This is a genomic window from Neisseria sp. P0021.S007, assembly GCF_051956855.1.
The window spans coordinates 22,383-41,117 of record NZ_JBQCXA010000002.1; the positions used below are offsets into that span (position 1 = coordinate 22,383).

Genomic DNA, 18,735 nt, shown 5'->3' on the forward strand with positions numbered 1-18,735 from the left:
TTTACTTCCTTCTTATTTAGTTAACGTTTTTGCTGGCGCACTGCCGCGCAAAAACCAAATCATGACGGGAACCAGATACAGCAGCCAAATCAGGACTTCGCCTTCGGTCGGGTGGTCGGTATAGCCGAAGAAACCGCCGAGCAGCACGCCTAAAGGGCTGTCTTCATGCAAATATTTCGATGTGTCGAAAGCAATATCCTGCATCACATTCCATACGCCGGCCTCATGCAGCGCGCGAAATGAACCGGCCAACAGACCGGCCGCTACCACAATCAAAAACGCGCCCGTCCAACGGAAAAACTTCGCCAAGTTCAGGCGCATACCGCCCTGATAAATCAGCGTACCGATGACAACCGCCACCAACAGACCCAACACCGCGCCTATCGGCATAGACCACGTCGGGCTTTGCTGGAACACGGCCAGCAGGAAAAACACACTCTCCAAACCTTCGCGCGCCACAGCCAAAAACGCCATGCCGACCAAGGCCCAACCCTGGCCGCTGCCGCGGTTTAAGGCCGACTGAACAGAATCCTGAAGATGCTGTTTCATCGAACGCGCGGCCTTCTTCATCCACAAAATCATGTACGTCAGCATCGCCACAGCCACCAGGCCGATGGCGCCGACCACCAATTCCTGTTCTTTTTGCGGAATCTCGCCGGTAGCGGAATGAATGCCGTAACCAATACCCAAACACATGACCGAAGCCAAAAACACGCCCAGCCAAACCTTCGGCATCAGCTCGCTGTGTCCCGACTGTTTCAAAAAACTGGCAACAATGCCGACGATCAGGGCGGCTTCGATGCCCTCGCGCAGCATAATCAATAAAGCAATCAGCATAAAAAACTCTAAAGTGAAATGTTCATTTGTTAACGCATTTATAACGCTTTATGCTTAATAACGCAAATTATTTTTATTTTTTAATAACCCCATATTTATTAAGATTTTTTAAAATAAAATAACGGACGTAATCAATAAAAACTAAAAGGCCGTCTGAATAAGGCCGTCTGAATTTTATTTTTTCAGACGGCCTTAATTTATCTAAGCAATTGTAAATAAATAATAAAAAAGTTCCATAGTATAAATTTCCCTATCAGTGATATTTTCAGAATTTATCAAATTTAAAAGGTTGATTTACAACAAAAATTAAAACCGCCTTATCTTTTATAGTTGGCATATTGCTGGTGCAATCAGCAATCCATGACATAACAAACGCATAACAAAGGAACCCTCCTATGCCACGTTTAAAACTCCACCAAATCGCTTTGGCTTTGGCCGTTTCTGCCGCGCTGACCGCCTGCGGCGAGAAAACGGCTCAAACAACCGAAACCCCTCAAGCGGCTTCTGCCGCGAGCGCTGCCGATGCTGCCGCAAGCACCGCCGCTGTTTCGGCCCCTCAAAATTCCGCCGATGTTTCTGCCGAAGACAAAGCCCTGTTGGAACGCGCGCAAACCGTGTTCAAACCTTTGCCTGATGCGGCCGAAATGCAAAAAATCCGTCCGTTTACCGAAGAGCAGGTCAAACTCGGCCAACAACTTTGGTACGAAACCCGCCTGTCCAAAGGCAACACCGTCAGCTGTAACTCCTGCCACAACTTGGCAACTGCTGGCGTAGACAACATGCCGACCAGCGCGGGCCACAAAAGCCAATTCGGCGCCCGTAACCCCCCGACTGCCCTGAATGCCGCCTTGTTGGGAAGCCAATTCTGGGACGGCCGTGCCGCCGATGTGGAAGAACAAGCCGGCGGCCCATTGCTCAACCCGGTTGAAATGGCCAACGCGACCGAAGCCGATGCCGCCGCCAAAATCGCCGGTATCCCTGAATACCAAGAAAAATTCAAAGCCGCATTCCCTGAAGACGGCGCGGTTTCCTTTAAAAACATCACCACTGCATTGGGCGCGTTTGAACGTACCCTGCTGACTCCGACCCGTTGGGACGACTACCTGAAAGGCAACGTATCTGCCCTGAGCGAACAAGAACGCAAAGGCGTACGCGCATTTATGGACAACGGCTGTATCGCTTGTCACAACGGCGTCAACTTGGGCGGTACCATGTTCCAAAAATTCGGTTTGGTGGATGGTCCTTACTGGAAACACATCGACGATCCTAAACACGACAAAGGCCGTGCGGACGTAACCAAAAAAGCCGAAGACGAATTCTTCTTCCGTGTTCCCGGCTTGAGAAACGTTGAACGTACCTATCCATACTTCCACAACGGCAGCGTTTGGGAATTGGATAAAGCCGTCAACATCATGGCGAAAGCTCAATTGGGTAAAACCCTGGCTCCGGAAGACACTGAAAACATCGTTGCCTTCTTGAAAGCCCTTTCCGGCAATGTTCCGGAGTCTGCCCGAACCATGCCTGAGCTGCCCGTCTCCCACGATGTCAAATCCCAACCTGACAACAAATAAGGGTTAGCATAAAACAAGGCCGTCTGAAAATCCGTTTCAGACGGCCTTTTTGCTGCCGGCCATATGGGCAGCTTTGTTTCACGATTGCGCACAATATGGTAATCTTGAGCCGATTTTCACCATACATCCGAAAGGAACATCATGAGCCTGATTATTGAAGACTTGCAAGAAGGCCACGGCAAAGAAGCCGTCAAAGGCAAAGAAATCACCGTACATTACACCGGCTGGTTGGAAGACGGTACCAAATTCGACTCCAGCCTCGACCGCCGTCAACCGCTGACCATCACTCTGGGCGTCGGCCAAGTGATTAAAGGCTGGGACGAAGGCTTCGGCGGCATGAAAGAAGGCGGCAAACGCAAGCTGACCATTCCTTCCGAAATGGGCTACGGCGCACACGGTGCCGGCGGCGTGATTCCTCCGCACGCGACTTTGATTTTTGAAGTCGAGCTGCTGAAAGTGTACGAATAAGCATTTGACGCTTCAAAAGACCGAGGCCGTCTGAAACCCGAAGTTTGGTTTTTCAGACGGCCTGTTTTTATCAAGATTCGGTATAATGCCCTCTTTTACAAGCAAACCATTTCCCAAGGAACCCCCATGCTTTTACCCGAACAAGTCAAAACCCTGATTGAAGGCGTTACCCCTTGCGAACACGTCGAAGTCGAAGGCGACGGCCATCACTTCTTCGCCGTAATCGTTTCCTCCTCATTTGAAGGCAAAGCCCGCCTCGCCCGCCACCGCCTGATTAAAGACGGTCTCAAGCCGCAACTCGAAAGCAACGAATTGCACGCGCTGTCGATTTCCGTTGCCGCCACGCCGGCCGAATGGGCGGCCAAACAGGCTTAATTCGGAATCAAACAAAAGGCCGTCTGAAACTTCAGACGGCCTTTTTGCATTCAAACCCAAGCAGCCCTCAGCTTCCGGCCTGCATCTGTTTTTTCGGGAAAAACTGCACCACGTTCTCTCCTTGCGGCAACACCAATTTCTTCACGGCATGGCCGTACACGGTTTCAAGCGTGATGTTCAGACGGCCTTCGTTGGCAAAAATCTTATCCACACATTCCTTAGCCGCTTGCGGATTGCTGAACTTCAACGCATTCCACAATCCCAAGGTTTCCATGTCCTGCCAAAACGTCCCGGCTTTTTTATAGCTCAATTCAAGCTTGGCCGTGTCGGTTACCGGATCGTAAAAGCCGTTGTCGGCGAGCATATCGCCCAAGTCGTGCATATCAATCAGCGTGGGCGCTTCGCATTCGATGCCTTCATGGTTCAGACGGCCTGTCAGCTCGGTCAGACTGTCGCGGCCAAAGTGCGTGAAAAACAATAATCCGTCGGTTTTCAAAGCGGCGGCCCAGTTTTTCAATACCGGCAAAATATCGTCGGCGCGGCTGAGGCTGAGGTTGGCCCACAGCATATCGGCGGCGGCTTCAGGCAGCGGCGCGGTCAGGGCTTGGCAATGTTGCGGAATGGTTTTGCCGGTCAGCTTCTGCCAGAAACCGCCTTTGCGCGCGGCGGCGGCGGTTTTCAAAAAGTCGGCATTCGGATCGTATTCTTCAAACACGGCGTCGGGATAACGCGCGGCCAGCAGGCTGCGGCTGATGTCGGCATCGGCACCAATCAGCATGATGCGTTTGGGTGCATTGCGGACCAGCTGCAGGCGCTCGTCGGTGTCTTGGGCGAGATGGCGGTGAATTTGCCAGCGTTTGTCTTGTTCGGTCATGGTGGGTCGTGTCAGCGGGCTTTGCCCGACAATATTCTGTTTTTATGGTTGAAGTCTTTTTCAGACGGCCTTTTCGACAAAATTGCGGTAGATTTCGGCAAATTCGTCGGCATGGCTTAAAAAGGGCGCGTGTGCGGCTTTGTCGATAAGGACCAGCTCGCTGTTGCTCAAATGGCGGTGTAAATATTCGCCCATGCGCGGCGGCGTAATGGCGTCTTTCTGTCCAAACACCAGCAATGACGGCGTTTGAATCAGCGGCAACAACGGACGCGCATCGGCATGGTTGACCGCTTCAAGCGCGGCCTGTAAGGCGGAAGGCGTGCCGCAGCGCGCCAAATCGGGCAGCACCCGGTTTAAGATTTCGCCGGAATGGGGCGTGTGCAGCAGTTGCAGTTGTAGAAACTGTTTAATATGTTTGGCATAATCCTGCTGGAATGCGCCAACCATCTTGCCCAAGGCAGGTTGTGCCAAGCCTTCCGGATAATCCGTGTCGGCAGTCAATCGGGCAAAACTTGCCGTCAGGCAGAGCGATCGGATTTTGTCAGGATAAAGCGCGGTCAGATACAGGGCAACCAGTCCGCCCAGCGACCAGCCGAGAATGTGTGCCGGCGTGTCGATTTGTCCGGCGAAAGCTTCGGCAACGGCGGCAATATCAAACGGCTCGGTAAAAGGCGCATCGCCGTGTCCGGGCAAATCAAGCGCGCGGACGTCCCAACCGGCAGGCAGGCGCGGTATCAAATCGTCGAATACATGGCGGTTCGCCGCCCAACCGTGTATCAGATAAACTTTTTTGGCGGAGTGTGGCATGAATGTTCTTTCTTGGTGGCGCAATTTGAAACGGCTCAATGCGCGACGTTGCATATTATGCCACGATTCCGTTTCAGACGGCCTTTGCCGAGGCTGCGCAAACGATTTGACGGAATATTTTATCGACGCGGCACAAAGCTGTCCTTTGTGTTTCCGCCATGTCGCGGGCGGGGCGGTGTGCGGCGGTTGCCAGAAAAAGCCGCCCGCATTTGATAGAATGTGGGCCTCGCTGTATTACGAACCGCCCGTCAGCAGCATGATACGCGAGCTGAAACACTTGGCCGACTTGGGCATGAGCCGTCCGCTGGCGGATTTGATGAGCCAAAACGCACCGGACTGGCTGGCGGCAGAACACTTCGATTTCGTCCTGCCCATGCCTTTGAGCAAAGAGCGGCGGCTCAAGCGCGGATTCAACCAAAGCGAGGCGTTGACGGATATTTTGGCAAAACGCTACGGCTGGACGCTGCTGCCGCGACACGCGGTTTTCAGACGGCATGGCGAGCCGCAAAGTACGCTAAAAAGCGACGAACGTCGGCGAAATATCAAGAATGCATTTAAAATCAAAGCCGAATTGCCGAAGGCGTGTAATATTCTGTTAATTGACGATGTCTTCACCACCGGCTCGACTTTGGACGAATTGGCGAAAACGCTGAAAAAATCAGGCGCAGGTAAGATTTTTTGCTGGAGCTTGGCGCGTCCGCCAATGAAAAAATAGCTTAAAGTTTTTGACACCCATGGAACATTTCGGCATTATGCCACTCAATAAGTGATTGATTTATATGTTTACCATAGTTTTGTACCAACCCGAAATCCCGCCTAATACGGGCAATATCATCCGCCTGTGCGCCAATACCGGTGCCGATTTGCATTTGGTCAAGCCGCTTGGTTTCCCTTTGGATTCGTCCAAAATGAAACGCGCGGGTTTGGATTATCACGAGTTTGCCAAACTGACGGTACATGAGAATTTCGAAGACTGCCTCAAGGCACTCGAAGGCCGCCGCATTTTCGCGCTGACCACCAAAGGCTCTACCCGCCCCGACGAAGTTTCCTTCCGCGAAGGCGACGTGTTGCTGTTTGGCCCCGAAACGCGCGGCCTGCCTGCCGAAGTTCTCGACAGCCTGCCTGCCGGACAAAAAATCCGCCTGCCGATGATGCCCGGCAGCAGGAGCATGAATCTTTCCAATACCGTCGCCGTTATTCTGTTTGAAGCATGGCGACAAAACGGTTTTGCCGGCGGCGTATAGCAGGCCGTCTGAAACCGCTGCGTTATCAACTCAAGAACGGAACCCGTTTTGACTTTTACCAAAAAAAACCTCCTTTCCTTAGCCGCCGCCACCATCGGCGTCCTTTCCATCAATGCCGCCGTCGCCGACAGCGTGGTTCGAGTCGAAAAACTGCATCCTTCTGCCAACCGCAGTTACAAAGTTGCCGGCAAACGCTACACGCCGCTGACCCAAGTTTCCTCTTTCAGCCAAACCGGTAAAGCCTCATGGTACGGCAACCAATTCCACGGCCGTAAAACTTCCAGCGGCGAGCGTTACAATATGAACGCCCTCTCCGCCGCCCACAAAACCCTCCCTATTCCCAGCTACGCACGCGTGACCAATATGCAAAACGGCAAAAGCGTCATCGTCCGCGTCAACGACCGCGGCCCTTTCCACGGCAACCGTGTCATCGATGTTTCCCGCGCCGCCGCCCAACAATTGGGTTTCATCAACCAAGGCACGGCCAACGTCAAAGTTGAGCAGATCATCCCCGGCCAAACCGCCGCTCAAACCATTATTTCCCCAAACAACAAAGAATTTTTTGTTGATTTGAAATCCTTCGGTACCCAACGTGAAGCGCAGGCTTATCTGAACCAAGCCGCACAAAGCCTGCCGTCGGACAGCAAAGTCATGCTGGAAAAACGCAACTACGAATACGTTGTCAAAATGGGTCCGTTCAGCAGCCAAGAACGTGCCGCCGAAGCAGGCGAACGCGCCCGTCATCTGAATCTGGTATCCGCCATCTGATTTCGTCCGCGTTAGCGCTGAAGTTTGATACAATACAAGGCCGTCTGAAACCCGATTGCAAGGTTTCAGACGGCCTTTTTTAATCACAGGGGAACACCATGATCAGCAGGCTCACAGGTAAATTGATTGAGAAAAATCCGCCGCAGGTCGTTATCGACGTCAACGGCGTCGGTTATGAAGCCGACGTTTCCATGCAGACTTTCTACAACCTGCCCCCCGTTGGCGAAACCGTCCATCTCTACATCCAGCTTGTCGTCCGCGAAGACGCGCATTTGCTGTTTGGATTCGCCTCGGCCGAGGAGCGCGCCACCTTCCGCCAACTGGTCAAAGTCAGCGGCATCGGTGCCAAAACTGCATTGGGCATCTTGTCGGCCATGAATGCCGACGAGCTGGCGCAAGCCGTCGCCGAAGAAGACGTCAAACGCCTCTCCTCCGCCCCCGGCATCGGCAAAAAAACCGCCGAACGCATGGTGTTGGAACTGCGCGGCAAACTCGTGTCCCATACCGTTTCAGACGGCCTGTTTGCCCCTGATGCCGTTGCCGACGAAAGCCAAGACATCATCAACACCCTGCTTGCCCTCGGCTACAACGAACGCGAAGCCAAAGCCGCCACCAAAGGCATTCCCAAAGGCACGGAAGTCGGCGAAGGCGTGCGCCTGGCCTTAAAAAACCTGCTCAAATAAGGCCGTCTGAAACATGAAAACCGCCGTCCTGAGTGCCGCCTTGCTTCTAAGCGCGTGCGTTTATACCGAAACTCCGTACGGGCGCACCGCCGTCTTAGACCTGCCCGTCCACGCGCAAACCACCGTCAACAAAACCGTGACCATCAACGCCCCGCCCGGGACGACCGTCATCTATCAAGACAGCGAACCCGTCCGCAATTACCCGGCCTATCCCGTTTATCCCCGCCGGGTTTATCGTTATCGATAAACAATGCTGACCGTTTGAAACCATAGGTTCAGACGGCCTGTTGAGAGACCAACCATGAAATACATCCTTCCCCTGCTTTTACTCCTGAGCGCCTGCACACCGGACGCCAAGACCACGGATGCCGCATCCGCCCCCAAAACACACGGCTTCGCACACCGCCTGACCGAAGGCGAAAAACTGTTGACCCAAGCCCTCATCAAACAAGACCTCGCCGCCTACTTCAAACACGAAACCGGCGGCGCATTTGCCGAACAAGCCCCCTTATTCTCGGCCCAGCAACTTGCCGAACAGAAAAACATCCCCCAAAACGATGCCATCGGCGTTTACGGCAAAATCATCAAAACCCAAGGCCGCACCGCCTGGCTGCAAACCGACAAGCAAACCCTCAAACTCGATTTGGCCGAACCGCTGCAAGAAGCAGAAGGCGAAGTTACCCTCGTCTGCCAACACGAAAACACCGCCTTCCAAGACTGCCAAACAGAAGCAAACTTCGTCCGACGCTTTACCGAACAAATCTTCTCGGCGGTCGAGTCCGGACGCGTATCCGCCCAAACAGACGCACCGGCCGAAGAAATCATGGCCGGCCGCCTCATCCCGTTTTTAAGTGCCGCCAGCGACTTTACCGGCAACTTCAAAGCCTGCGCCACCACCATGACCGAATACTGCACCAGCCGCCTGGCACGCGAAATGCCCGAATCCGCAGTCCGCAAAAAAGCACAGGAATTGGGTTTGACCGAAATAGCATTTAAAAAGAAAAAATAAATATTTAGGCCGTCTGAACCTTATAGCGGCTGTGTTATAATCCGCACCTCATACAGGTCGGACAGACAGTCGCCGCGTATCGCGTAAGGCATACGGGGAGGAAAGTCCGGGCTCCACAGAGCAGAATGCCGGCTAACGGCCGGGCGCGGCAACGCGACGGAAAGTGGAACAGAAAGCAATACCGCCGATGATTGCCTTCGGGCAAAACAGGTAAGGGTGAAAAGGTGCGGTAAGAGCGCACCGTGCATTTGGTAACAAAGCGCAGCAGGCTAAACCCCATTCGGAGCAAGACCAAACAGAACGCGATGACGCTGCTCGCCGAGCGTTCGGGTAGGTTGCTTGAGCACACCAGCAATGATGTGCCTAGAGGAATGACTGTCCGCGACAGAACCCGGCTTACCGTCCGAGCTGTATGTCCCCATACCGCGGCAGGTTTTTAAAACCTGCCGCATTTTTATAGAAATAAAAAGGCCGTCTGAAACCTGAATCTTGGTTTCAGACGGCCTTTTTTAAACCGCTGTTTATGGACGGTATTCCGGTTTCATGCCGTTGGGCAGGAGCTGCCATACATAGCCGGTGGTTTTCATTTTACCGGCCACTTCGCCTGCTTCGTCGCCATAGCCCCAGAAATAATCCACACGGACTGCGCCTTTAATCGCGCTGCCGGTATCTTGCGCCATAATTAAGCGGTTGAGGGCTTTTTTGGTGATCGGATGGGCAGTGGCGACAAATAATGGTGCGCCAAGCGTGATGTAGTGACGGTCGATGGCACCGGCGTATTCGCCCATCAACGGCGTACCCAATGCGCCCACCGGGCCTGAATCACTGCTGCCGGTCAGCTCGCGGAAGAAGACGTAGCTTGGGTTTTGTCCCAAAACTTCGGCAAGACGGCCGGGGTTTTGCTTCATATAGGCCTTGATGCCCTGCATGCTGGTCTGACCCAGCGGCAGATAGCCTTTGTCCGCCATATAGCGGCCGATGGAAACATACGGATGTTCGTTTTTATCGGCAAATCCGACGCGGATGTATTTGCCGGACGGTGTTTTCAGACGGCCTGAACCTTGAATGTGCATAAAGAAAAGTTCGACCGGATCATCTGCATAACCCAAAATCGGCGCTTTGCCGTTAAGCGCGCCGCCGTTGATTTGGCTGCGGGTGTGGTAAGGAACAAAACGGCTGCCTTCAAAACGGCCTTTCAGCGCAGTGCTGCGTGCTGTAATCGGGAATCTGGACAAGTCGGCCGTGTATGTGCCGCTGTTGTCGATGACGCCGCTGTTTGGGCCGGTTTGGCGGATGCGGACGGTGGCTTTGCTGCCCCTCAAGTTTGCAGCCAGCGGAACGGAAACAAAATCGTTCGGAATGCCGTAAATCGGGAAACGGGATTGGCTTGTGGCTTTGTCGTCGCCGTGCAGGACCGGTTCGTAATAGCCGGTAATGGTGCCGGCAGGATTGCCGCCGTTATCGACGCGCCATGCGGTGAAATAGCGTTCAAAGAAGTGTTTGGCTTGGAAATGGTGCACCGGTGTTTGCATGGCTTGGATACAAACGTCCTGCCAGCCTTGGCGGTTTTTAAGTTTTTCACAGCCTAAACGGAAAGACTGCAGGCTTTTGGTAAAGTGTTGGAGATCCCAGTGCGGCAATTCGTTGTAGGAAACTACGGTATAGTTTGCTCCTCCCCCACTCACTGTCGTACCGATGGGATCGGGCGTACCGGTGGGGCGGTCAGGGCCTTTGATAACGCTGGTGTCGGTTTCGGGGAGGTTTTTAATGCTTTTGCTCGGACAGGCGGCAAGAATGGCTGCGGCAATACTGACGAGCGTGATGCGGTACAGATGTTTTTTCATGGAATCAATAGCGTGTCGAAAGGCCGTCTGAAAGCTATTTTTCAGACGGCCTATGTTGGAAAGTGCTGATTTTAACACAAAAAAGCCATTTATCGGCGCGGCGGCAATTTGACGACAACCGTATCGGCCAGCATATCGTAGAGCGTGCGGCGGTCGCGTTTGACGGAGAAGAGCATGATGAAGTTAATGAAGGCTATAAGCAGAGAAATCAGGTTTCCACCCGTGTCACTTATTGCCAACGATACAATAGTTACCACAACACCAACAGCAAGCGCCCAGACAACTTCGCGGATTAAAACCGTTCCTTCAAAGCCCGGATTGCTTCCGTCATTTTTTAACACCCGGATGCCCATAATTTTTTTACCTAAAGACTGACCGTCCCGGCTCATGTAATACAGTTGGACAATACCAAAAACCAAATAAACAGCCAAAGAAATAAAAAATGTTATGGCAAAATATTCAGGGGTATTAAAAAGAGAAGATTCCGAAACTAATTTTTTGCTTTCATCTAAAGTGAAAACTACCATCACGATGAATGGCAACCATATCAAAAAAGTAAACAGATTATTCAACAAATATGCCGCAACCCTCGCCCCCGGCGAAGCAATATGGACATCTACTATTTCTGTTTTAGGCAAATCCGACAAATTGATTTCGCTCATTTAATCTTCCTCTGTGCTATTTAATGAGATGCAATTTCATTGCCATCTTAACCTATTTTTCCATCATTCTAAAAAATTTCGATAAAAACCTTTACATTTTCCGCAGACGGCGTTAAAACGTTTGTTTTCCCCTTTTTTATAGTGGGTTAACAAAAGTCTGAACAAAACGGCAGGCGATGCCGTTCCGATTTTTGTTAATGCACTATAAACTTATCCGGATTTTCTTTGTAAGGAGTAACACATGAAAGTAGGTTTTGTCGGCTGGCGCGGTATGGTCGGCTCTGTTTTGATGCAGCGTATGAAAGAAGAAAACGACTTCGCCCACATTCCCGAAGCATTTTTCTTTACCACTTCCAACGTCGGCGGCGATGCCCCTGATTTCGGTCAGGCAGCCAAAACATTGTTGGATGCCAACGATGTTGCCGAATTGGCAAAAATGGACATCATCGTTACTTGTCAGGGTGGCGATTACACCAAATCCGTCTTCCAACCCCTGCGCGACAGTGGCTGGAACGGCTACTGGGTTGACGCGGCTTCTTCCCTGCGCATGAAAGACGACGCGATTATCGTCCTCGACCCTGTCAACCGCAACGTCATCGACAACGGCCTCAAAAACGGCGTGAAAAACTACATCGGCGGCAACTGTACCGTTTCCCTGATGTTGATGGCTTTGGGCGGTTTGTTCCAAAACGATTTGGTCGAATGGGCAACCAGCATGACCTATCAAGCCGCTTCCGGCGCGGGTGCGAAAAACATGCGCGAACTCATCAACGGCATGGGCGCGATTCACGCCAAAGTGGCAGACGAGCTTGCCGATCCTTCCAGCGCGATTCTCGACATCGACCGCAAAGTGTCCGATTTCCTGCGCAGCGAAGATTATCCGAAAGCCAACTTCGGTGTACCGCTCGCCGGCAGCCTGATTCCGTGGATTGACGTGGACTTGGGCAACGGCCAGTCCAAAGAAGAATGGAAAGGCGGCGTGGAAACCAACAAAATCCTCGGCCGCAGCGACAATCCGACCGTGATTGACGGCTTGTGCGTACGCATCGGCTCTATGCGCTGCCACAGCCAAGCCCTCACCCTGAAGCTGAAAAAAGATCTACCCGTTTCTGAAATTGAAGCGATTTTGGCAGGCGCGAACGATTGGGTGAAAGTCATCCCCAACGAAAAAGAAGCCAGCATCCACGAGCTGACGCCCGCCAAAGTCACCGGCACGCTGTCCGTCCCTGTCGGACGCATCCGCAAACTGGGCATGGGCGGCGAATACATCAGCGCATTCACTGTCGGCGACCAACTCTTGTGGGGCGCTGCCGAGCCGTTGCGCCGCGTATTGCGCATTATCTTGGGCAGCCTGTAATTTAGGTTGGCATGAAAAAAGCAACGGTTTGGGCCGTTGCTTTTTTTGTCACAAAAAGGCCGTCTGAACCTTTCAGACGGCCTTGTTTCCTATTCTTTTTTACCGGCCAAACCGATTTCTTTGGTGGAATCGCCAACTTTGATTTGCGCCTTACCGGCAATTTCTTCAGCCTGCGGGCCGAAGAGTTTCAAATCGTAACGGCCGTTTTCGATACCGTTCAAACTGGTTTTACCGCTGATGGCGGCTTTTCCGTTGTTATTGGCAATGCCTGCGGCAAGCAGGTCGACATTATTGTGGGAAGCCATGCTGCTGATTTTGCCGTAACCTTGTTTTTTATCGAAATCGACAGTGTATTTCAGACGGCCGCTGCGGTCGTCGCCGTTAAACGCGATCCCCGAATACTGATAGCTGCCTTGTTTGGGTAAATTGCGATACGCTGTTTCATCGCCTTGGACTTCGCCGACGGTAAATATGTATGTATCGAGGTTTTGCAGCTTGCCTGCGTCATCGGCTTTTTGTTTGGCGTAACGCGCGGCAACAGTGGAATAATTTTGTTTATACACTTGGAAATCGCCCGTTTCCAAAGTGATGACTTGACCGTTTACCTTGATTTTTTGGGCGTAGTCGTAAGAAGATACTTTATCGGTTTTCAAAAAGCCGGTATCGAGTTTGCCGCCTTTTTGCAGGGTTTGCGTTTTACCGTTGGCGGTCAGCTCCAACGTACCGTTTTCAGGGACGGATTCGTTCAATTCAACGGACAACACGCCTTTCGGATGCGGATTGAGCGGCTCGGTCACGGCATTCGACAAGCCGCTTGTTGCGCCGCCGCAGGCAGTCAACATCAAAGACAGGGAGGCAGTCAAAGCAGAAATACAGAGGGTTCTCATCATTTTTTCCTTTCCTTTTTTATTTGATATGATATTTATCATATACCTAAAAAAATGAACAATAAATGATTTTTGTCAAAATTAAGTATTTTGAATATTGATTTTATAAATGTTGAAACATTTTTATAATATCGGGCATTCAGTCCTTCCCGCCTCCCTTCCGCTATAATCATTCTATTTTGCAAACGGATTTCATTATGCCTAAAATCACCCTTATCGCCGCCTATGCCGCCCGCCGCTGTATCGGCATCAACAACACCATGCCTTGGCATTTGCCCGAGGATTTTGCCTTTTTCAAATCCTACACTAACGGCAAACCCGTCATTATGGGCCGCAAAACATGGGAGTCGCTGCCGCGCAAACCGCTGCCCGGCCGTCAAAATATCGTCATCACCCGCCAAGATTATCAGGCCGAAGGCGCGCAAACGGCGGCCTCTTTGGAAGATGCGCTGGCTTTGTGTCAGGGGGTTGAAGAAGTCATCATCATGGGCGGCGCGCAAATTTATGCACAAGCCCTGCCGATTGCCACGGATTTGCGTTTGACCGAAGTCGGTTTGGATGTGGACGGCGATGCGTTTTTTCCTGAGTTTTCCACAGAAACATGGCAAGAAGCTTCTTGGGAAAACCATGTTTCCGCCAAAGGCATCGAATACGCGTTTGTGCATTATGTGAAGGCATAATCCGACAGCACAAAGGCCGTCTGAAATCCTGTTTTTCAGGTTTCAGACGGCCTTTTTATTTCGTTTATTTACGGCATACCGTTTAAGCTGTTTTATTTTTCAAAGGCAGTTTGATATGCGGTTTGGCCGGCTTGGGCGCTTCTTTCAGTCCAAGTTCAATTTGCTGCTCTTCGCTCAACAAATTGCTCCAGTCGCCTTTTTTATACCAGTCGCGGCCGTCCAACTCGATGGGATGTTGGATACGCTCGCAACCGTTGCCGCATTGCAAATCGTCCTCTTTGCAATATTTGTCGCAACCCCAGCAGATACGCTCGGGATTTTTCGGGAAAATGGGAAATTTCTTGGCCATGATGTTCTTCTTTTGTTTGTGTGCGGTACGGCAGAATTATAAGTGATTTGAATGGGACTGGCGGCGGGTTTATCGTGTTTTACGCTGATTTTTTAAGATGTGTTAACCTTTCAGACGGCCTATACTGCAAAAATAATCCCTACGCGGTACAACAAAAGGACCCGATATGAACATATGCCGTCTGAAGCCTGAATTTGTCGAGCCTTTAGCCCTCGCGCTGTTTGAGGAGTGGCACGATTTTGCGCCGTGGTCGTCTCTGGACAAAATCCGTGCGTATTACGCGCAGTGCCTTGATGGGGATAACTTGCCGCTGGCGTTTGCGGCTGTGAATAATGAAGGGCGGCTGATGGGTTCGGCAGCATTAAAGCGGTTTGATATGGCGTGTTTTCCCGAACACGAATATTGGCTGGGCGATGTGTTCGTTTTGCCGCAATTTCGCGGTTTGGGCGTAGGCAGGCAGCTGGTTTCGTTTTGTCTGGATAAAGCACGCGAACTGAGTTTGCCGCATCTGTTTCTCTATACGCCGGATGTGCAAGCCGTGTATGAAAAGTTCGGCTGGAAAGAAATCACGCAGACTTGGCACAACGGGGAAACCGTATCCGTCATGAAATTGGATTTATAGTTTGAAAAGAATAAAAGGCCGTCTGAACATTTGATTTCAGACGGCCTCTGCCTTTGAATTATCCACAACTACCCTATCCGCTTAAACGGCGGCAGACAAGCCAATAATTGTTGGCCGTAGCGTTGCGTTTTGACGCGGTTGTCGAGGATGGTCACGCGGCCGTAATCCTGTTCGGTACGGATAAGGCGGCCGACAGCTTGGATCAGTTTGATGCTGGCTTCGGGCACCGTAATTTCGATAAAAGGATTGCCGCCGCGTTGTTCAATCCAACGGTTTTGGGTTTTCTCGATGGGATTGTCCGGCATCGCAAACGGCAGCTTGGCAATAATGACTTGCACGCAGGCCGTACCGGGCAGGTCGAGGCCTTCGGCAAAACTGTCGAGGCCGAAAATAATGCTGGCTTTACCTTCGGCAATAGCTTGATGGTGCCTTTGTAAAAGAACGGCCTTGGGCAACTCGCCCTGCACAAGCAGAAGCGGTAAGTATTCGTCAGGCAGTCGTAAGGCGACATCCTGCATTTGCTTGCGCGAGGAAAACAACACCAGCGTACCGATGGCTTCAACCGGCGAAACCAGCTTCGGCAACCATTCGACAATGGCGGCCGTATGCGCATCAGGGTCTTTGGGGCTGGCTTGAACCGGCGGAATATACAGCTCGCCTTGCGCATCGAAATTAAACGGGCTTTCCAATGCAAGCGTGGTGGTTTCGGGCAACCATAATAGGCCTGTTTGGCGCAAAATCAGGTTGAAGCTGCCGAGCGATTGCAGGGTGGCCGAAGTCAACACTGCGCCTGCCGCGTGCCGCCACAGGCTGTTGGCAAGGTGGGATGCGCTGCTGATGGGGCTGGCGTTGAAAATGTAGTCGTTTTTGTCGTCGGCACGGCGGGTTATCCATTTCGCCAACGGCTCTTCGCCTTCAATGGGAACGGTGGAGAGCAAATCCCAAACCGCGCTGATTTGTTCGATACGGGCGATAAAAAGGCCGAACTCGCTGGTCAGACGGTCGAGGAGCGCGCCGTCCTGCTCTTTTTCGCGGCGCGCGGCGGAAAGCGCATCGTTCAGGCCGATAACGTGTTTGAGCAGGCTGCGCGCAGCAATGGCCGTATTGGAAACTGTGGTTTCCAGGCCTTCGGGGATTTTGCCGTCTTCCCACAGCCAAGTCGGTTCGTTGTGTTTCCGCCTGTCGTTTTCAGACGACCCCAGACTTAAAGACGGCTCTTCCGCCAAATGGAACTGCCATTCATGCAGGCTATCGAGCAAGGATGTGGCAGCTTCGTCAGCAAGGTTGGCAAGTTCGGCTTTATCGGTCAGCGCGGCAATTTTGCCGGTAAGCTGCGGCAGTTTTTCCAGCGTCCAAACGGCAATATTCCATGAATGTTCGGCGGCAAAGCGGCTGAGGGCTTTTTTGGACAGGTGGTGCGCTTCGTCTATGCAATAGAAACTGTTTTCAGGCGCAGGCAGAATCACGCCGCCGCCCATACTGATGTCGGCAAGCAGAAGATCGTGATTGGCAACGACGACATCGACGGTTTCCAAGACATCGCGTGCCAGGTAAAACGGGCATTCCGGACGGTTGGGACAGGCGGATTTCAGGCAGCCGTGGCGGTCGTTGGTCACTTTGAGCCAAATCGTGTCATCGATTTTTTCCGGCCAAGTGTCGCGGTCGCCATTAAAGCGGCGGGCGGAAAATTCATCGGCAATGTCGCGCAGCAGGTTCAATTCTTCAGGCTTGGGTTTGCTGTCCCACAACACTTCCGGCGCTTCAAAACCAAGCAGGTTTTGCTGGGCATTGTTTTGCGTCAGTTGATAGAGTTTGTAGGGGCAAAGATAACGGCCGCGTCCCTTGGCAAGCGCAAAGGTCAGCTCCAAACCGCTTTTTTCGACCAGAAACGGCAAATCGCGGTCAACCAACTGCTCCTGCAAAGCCACCGTCGCACTGCTGACGATCAACCATTTGCCGCGCGTTTGCGCCATGATGCCGCCGGCCAAAAGGTAGGCCAACGATTTACCCACACCGGTCGGCCCTTCGATCACGGCAATGCTCTCACCCTCGCGTTTGGGCGCTTCTTCGCCTTCTTCACGCGTCAACGTCCGCGAAAAAGCGTTGGCAATCGCCGCAATCATTTCCCGCTGCGAAGCGCGCGGACGGAAACCGGGCAGGTTTTTGCCAATGTTTTGGTAATGGTCGCGGATGGCGTTTTTTTCTAAATCGGTGAGCATTGAGGCCGTCTGAATGGGTTTGCAAGAATAGCGTATTTTAGCATTTTTACCTTAATGAAGCCTTCGTAAAGTCTTACTCTATTTTAGGGTTTGGCATTTTGATGGCAATGGACGAACCGAAAAACCATAATCGGTTTTAACCAAGCAAAAGGCCGTCTGAAACTTTAGCCGCACTGATGCAGAGGCACCCACAATTTTTGCTTTTCGGATTTGTTTTTCTCGTAGCGGTTCCACGCTTTTTCATGAAAATAAAAGACGACGGTATTGACGATGGGTTCGACCAAAGCCACCGCGCTGGAAACGCCGATACTGCCGGTCAGAATATAGGCGACACTAAATGCGACGCTGAAATGCAAAATAGCAAATGTAATGGTTTTAATCATGCTGTTTTCCTGATACATTGATGTTTTAATAGCTACATAATAATTATTATCAACTAACACGTATATTTTAAATCCTTTATCCTAATTTAGATTTTATAAATCGATATTTTATTTTTGATAGGAATTTTATGAATCCGCTCCAAATTGTCGTCCTCGACCGCGATACCCTCGTCAATCGCCCGTTTGAATTTGATTTTCCACACACATTAAGCAGCTACGGCACAACCGAAGCGCACGAAACGCTGGCGCGCATACGGGGTGCGGACATCATCATTACCAACAAAGTCGTGATTTCCGCCGAACACATCGCCGCCAACCCGCAGCTCAAACTGATTGCGCTAGCCGCGACGGGCGTCAACAATGTGGACGTTGAGGCCGCCAAACAAAATGGTACGGCAGTGTGCAATATCCGCGCTTACGGCAATGAATCCGTGGCGGAACACGCGTTTATGATGATGATTACCCTGATGCGCAACCTGCCTGCCTACCAGCGCGACGTTGCGGCAGGCTTGTGGGAAAACTCGCCGTTTTTCTGCTACCTCGGCGCACCGATGCGCGATTTGAACGGCAAAACGCTGGCGATTTTCGGTCGCGGCAATATCGGTAAAACACTGGCAACTTATGCTCAGGCTTTCAAAATGAATGTCGTGTTCGCCGAACATAAAAATGCCCAAAGCGTCCGCGACGGCTATGTTTCCTTTGACGAAGCCATCCGCTCCGCCGATGTCGTGTCGCTTAATTGTCCACTCACACCGCAAACGGCAAACATGATAGGCGAAGCCGAATTGCAACAAATGAAACCCGGCGCCATCCTCATCAACTGCGGGCGCGGCGGCTTGGTCGATGAAGCCGCTTTGGTTGCGGCGTTGAAATACGGCCAAATCGGCGGTGCAGGTTTTGACGTGTTGACACAAGAGCCGCCGCGCGACGGCAACCCTCTGCTGAAAGCCCGACTGCCCAACCTCATCGTCACGCCACACATTGCATGGGCAAGCCAAGAAGCCGCAAACCGCCTGTTTGACATCCTTTTGGATAACATCAACCGCTTCGTGGCCGGCAATCCGCAAAATCTGGTTTAATCTATGGAAAACCTGTT

General features: G+C 51.9%; 22 protein-coding genes and 1 other RNA gene. 14 read left to right on the top strand and 9 right to left on the bottom strand.

Going from position 1 to position 18,735, the window contains the following annotated elements; translation table 11 throughout:
• Nucleotides 1-12 precede the first annotated feature (12 nt).
• On the bottom strand, nucleotides 13-837 hold the full coding sequence (efeU, locus tag ACTHUR_RS03120; RefSeq protein WP_036492490.1) for an iron uptake transporter permease EfeU: 825 nt from the start codon (nucleotides 835-837) through the stop codon (nucleotides 13-15).
• 395 nt (nucleotides 838-1,232) lie between these two features.
• Here efeU and ACTHUR_RS03125 point away from each other — a divergent pair, with 395 nt between their 5' ends.
• From ACTHUR_RS03125 to ACTHUR_RS03135, 3 genes are all read left to right on the top strand, one after another.
• Nucleotides 1,233-2,408, top strand: coding sequence for a cytochrome-c peroxidase (locus tag ACTHUR_RS03125; protein WP_049333127.1), 1,176 nt, complete (start codon nucleotides 1,233-1,235; stop codon nucleotides 2,406-2,408).
• Between the two features lie 138 nt (nucleotides 2,409-2,546).
• Nucleotides 2,547-2,876 carry an FKBP-type peptidyl-prolyl cis-trans isomerase gene (locus ACTHUR_RS03130; RefSeq protein ID WP_094192864.1) on the top strand — a complete coding sequence of 110 codons (330 nt, stop codon included), beginning with the start codon at nucleotides 2,547-2,549 and terminating at the stop codon, nucleotides 2,874-2,876.
• A gap of 126 nt (nucleotides 2,877-3,002) precedes the next feature.
• Nucleotides 3,003-3,251, top strand: coding sequence for a BolA family protein (locus ACTHUR_RS03135; RefSeq protein ID WP_003686612.1), 249 nt, complete (start codon nucleotides 3,003-3,005; stop codon nucleotides 3,249-3,251).
• A gap of 67 nt (nucleotides 3,252-3,318) precedes the next feature.
• On the opposite strand, the gene ACTHUR_RS03140 is transcribed toward ACTHUR_RS03135, so the two are convergent.
• Together ACTHUR_RS03140 and bioH are read right to left on the bottom strand one after the other, a co-directional pair.
• Nucleotides 3,319-4,125 (bottom strand): methyltransferase, encoded by an 807-nt coding sequence (locus tag ACTHUR_RS03140; protein WP_049322981.1) that lies wholly within the window; start codon nucleotides 4,123-4,125, stop codon nucleotides 3,319-3,321.
• 60 nt (nucleotides 4,126-4,185) lie between these two features.
• Entirely contained in the window at nucleotides 4,186-4,932 is a 747-nt protein-coding gene (bioH, locus tag ACTHUR_RS03145) for a pimeloyl-ACP methyl ester esterase BioH (protein ID WP_308538594.1), read from the bottom strand.
• On the opposite strand from bioH, the gene ACTHUR_RS03150 reads away from it, so the two are divergent.
• The 7 genes from ACTHUR_RS03150 to rnpB all read left to right on the top strand — a co-directional run bounded on the left by ACTHUR_RS03150 (nucleotide 4,931) and on the right by rnpB (nucleotide 9,051).
• Entirely contained in the window at nucleotides 4,931-5,647 is a 717-nt protein-coding gene (locus ACTHUR_RS03150; protein WP_440361241.1) for a ComF family protein, read from the top strand. The two genes, bioH and ACTHUR_RS03150, sit on opposite strands and share 2 nt — an antisense overlap.
• A gap of 64 nt (nucleotides 5,648-5,711) precedes the next feature.
• The gene (gene trmL / locus ACTHUR_RS03155; RefSeq protein ID WP_049335654.1) at nucleotides 5,712-6,176 is read left to right on the top strand and encodes a tRNA (uridine(34)/cytosine(34)/5-carboxymethylaminomethyluridine(34)-2'-O)-methyltransferase TrmL; all 465 of its coding nucleotides are present in this window, start codon (nucleotides 5,712-5,714) and stop codon (nucleotides 6,174-6,176) included.
• Between the two features lie 48 nt (nucleotides 6,177-6,224).
• Complete coding sequence (locus ACTHUR_RS03160; protein ID WP_150540554.1) at nucleotides 6,225-6,944, top strand: septal ring lytic transglycosylase RlpA family protein; 720 nt, start codon at nucleotides 6,225-6,227, stop codon at nucleotides 6,942-6,944.
• 98 nt (nucleotides 6,945-7,042) lie between these two features.
• Nucleotides 7,043-7,627, top strand: a complete 585-nt coding sequence (ruvA, locus tag ACTHUR_RS03165) for a Holliday junction branch migration protein RuvA (RefSeq protein WP_049344922.1) — start codon at nucleotides 7,043-7,045, stop codon at nucleotides 7,625-7,627.
• Between the two features lie 13 nt (nucleotides 7,628-7,640).
• Nucleotides 7,641-7,874: a hypothetical protein gene (locus ACTHUR_RS03170; RefSeq protein WP_049322987.1), complete on the top strand. Its 234-nt coding sequence runs from the start codon at nucleotides 7,641-7,643 to the stop codon at nucleotides 7,872-7,874.
• Nucleotides 7,875-7,928: 54 nt separating this feature from the next.
• Nucleotides 7,929-8,636, top strand: a complete 708-nt coding sequence (locus tag ACTHUR_RS03175) for a hypothetical protein (RefSeq protein ID WP_049344923.1) — start codon at nucleotides 7,929-7,931, stop codon at nucleotides 8,634-8,636.
• 53 nt (nucleotides 8,637-8,689) lie between these two features.
• Nucleotides 8,690-9,051, top strand: an RNA gene (gene rnpB, locus ACTHUR_RS03180) — RNase P RNA component class A.
• A 106-nt stretch (nucleotides 9,052-9,157) separates the two neighbouring features.
• Here the strand turns inward: rnpB and mltA are convergent.
• On the bottom strand, nucleotides 9,158-10,480 hold the full coding sequence (gene mltA, locus ACTHUR_RS03185; RefSeq protein ID WP_004519206.1) for a murein transglycosylase A: 1,323 nt from the start codon (nucleotides 10,478-10,480) through the stop codon (nucleotides 9,158-9,160).
• Nucleotides 10,481-10,569: 89 nt separating this feature from the next.
• The gene (locus ACTHUR_RS03190) at nucleotides 10,570-11,142 is read right to left on the bottom strand and encodes an RDD family protein (protein WP_004519205.1); all 573 of its coding nucleotides are present in this window, start codon (nucleotides 11,140-11,142) and stop codon (nucleotides 10,570-10,572) included.
• 241 nt (nucleotides 11,143-11,383) lie between these two features.
• Between ACTHUR_RS03190 and asd the strand changes: the two genes are divergently transcribed.
• Entirely contained in the window at nucleotides 11,384-12,499 is a 1,116-nt protein-coding gene (gene asd / locus ACTHUR_RS03195) for an aspartate-semialdehyde dehydrogenase (RefSeq protein WP_049335663.1), read from the top strand.
• An 89-nt stretch (nucleotides 12,500-12,588) separates the two neighbouring features.
• Here asd and ACTHUR_RS03200 read toward each other — a convergent pair whose 3' ends face one another.
• Nucleotides 12,589-13,386 carry a factor H-binding protein gene (locus tag ACTHUR_RS03200; RefSeq protein ID WP_049335665.1) on the bottom strand — a complete coding sequence of 266 codons (798 nt, stop codon included), beginning with the start codon at nucleotides 13,384-13,386 and terminating at the stop codon, nucleotides 12,589-12,591.
• 197 nt (nucleotides 13,387-13,583) lie between these two features.
• Here ACTHUR_RS03200 and ACTHUR_RS03205 point away from each other — a divergent pair, with 197 nt between their 5' ends.
• A complete protein-coding gene (locus ACTHUR_RS03205; RefSeq protein ID WP_049335666.1) occupies nucleotides 13,584-14,066 on the top strand; it encodes a dihydrofolate reductase in 483 nt (160 codons plus the stop codon).
• 82 nt (nucleotides 14,067-14,148) lie between these two features.
• On the opposite strand, the gene ACTHUR_RS03210 is transcribed toward ACTHUR_RS03205, so the two are convergent.
• Nucleotides 14,149-14,415: a DUF3079 domain-containing protein gene (locus ACTHUR_RS03210; protein WP_003686685.1), complete on the bottom strand. Its 267-nt coding sequence runs from the start codon at nucleotides 14,413-14,415 to the stop codon at nucleotides 14,149-14,151.
• A 166-nt stretch (nucleotides 14,416-14,581) separates the two neighbouring features.
• Here ACTHUR_RS03210 and ACTHUR_RS03215 point away from each other — a divergent pair, with 166 nt between their 5' ends.
• Nucleotides 14,582-15,037: a GNAT family N-acetyltransferase gene (locus ACTHUR_RS03215; RefSeq protein WP_440361242.1), complete on the top strand. Its 456-nt coding sequence runs from the start codon at nucleotides 14,582-14,584 to the stop codon at nucleotides 15,035-15,037.
• 68 nt (nucleotides 15,038-15,105) lie between these two features.
• Here the strand turns inward: ACTHUR_RS03215 and dinG are convergent, their stop codons facing one another.
• Nucleotides 15,106-17,256, bottom strand: a complete 2,151-nt coding sequence (gene dinG, locus ACTHUR_RS03220) for an ATP-dependent DNA helicase DinG (protein ID WP_049335670.1) — start codon at nucleotides 17,254-17,256, stop codon at nucleotides 15,106-15,108.
• 164 nt (nucleotides 17,257-17,420) lie between these two features.
• Nucleotides 17,421-17,639 (bottom strand): DUF2061 domain-containing protein, encoded by a 219-nt coding sequence (locus ACTHUR_RS03225; protein WP_070826381.1) that lies wholly within the window; start codon nucleotides 17,637-17,639, stop codon nucleotides 17,421-17,423.
• 128 nt (nucleotides 17,640-17,767) lie between these two features.
• Here ACTHUR_RS03225 and ACTHUR_RS03230 point away from each other — a divergent pair, with 128 nt between their 5' ends.
• Entirely contained in the window at nucleotides 17,768-18,718 is a 951-nt protein-coding gene (locus ACTHUR_RS03230) for a D-2-hydroxyacid dehydrogenase (RefSeq protein ID WP_004519196.1), read from the top strand.
• Nucleotides 18,719-18,735: the final 17 nt, after the last annotated feature.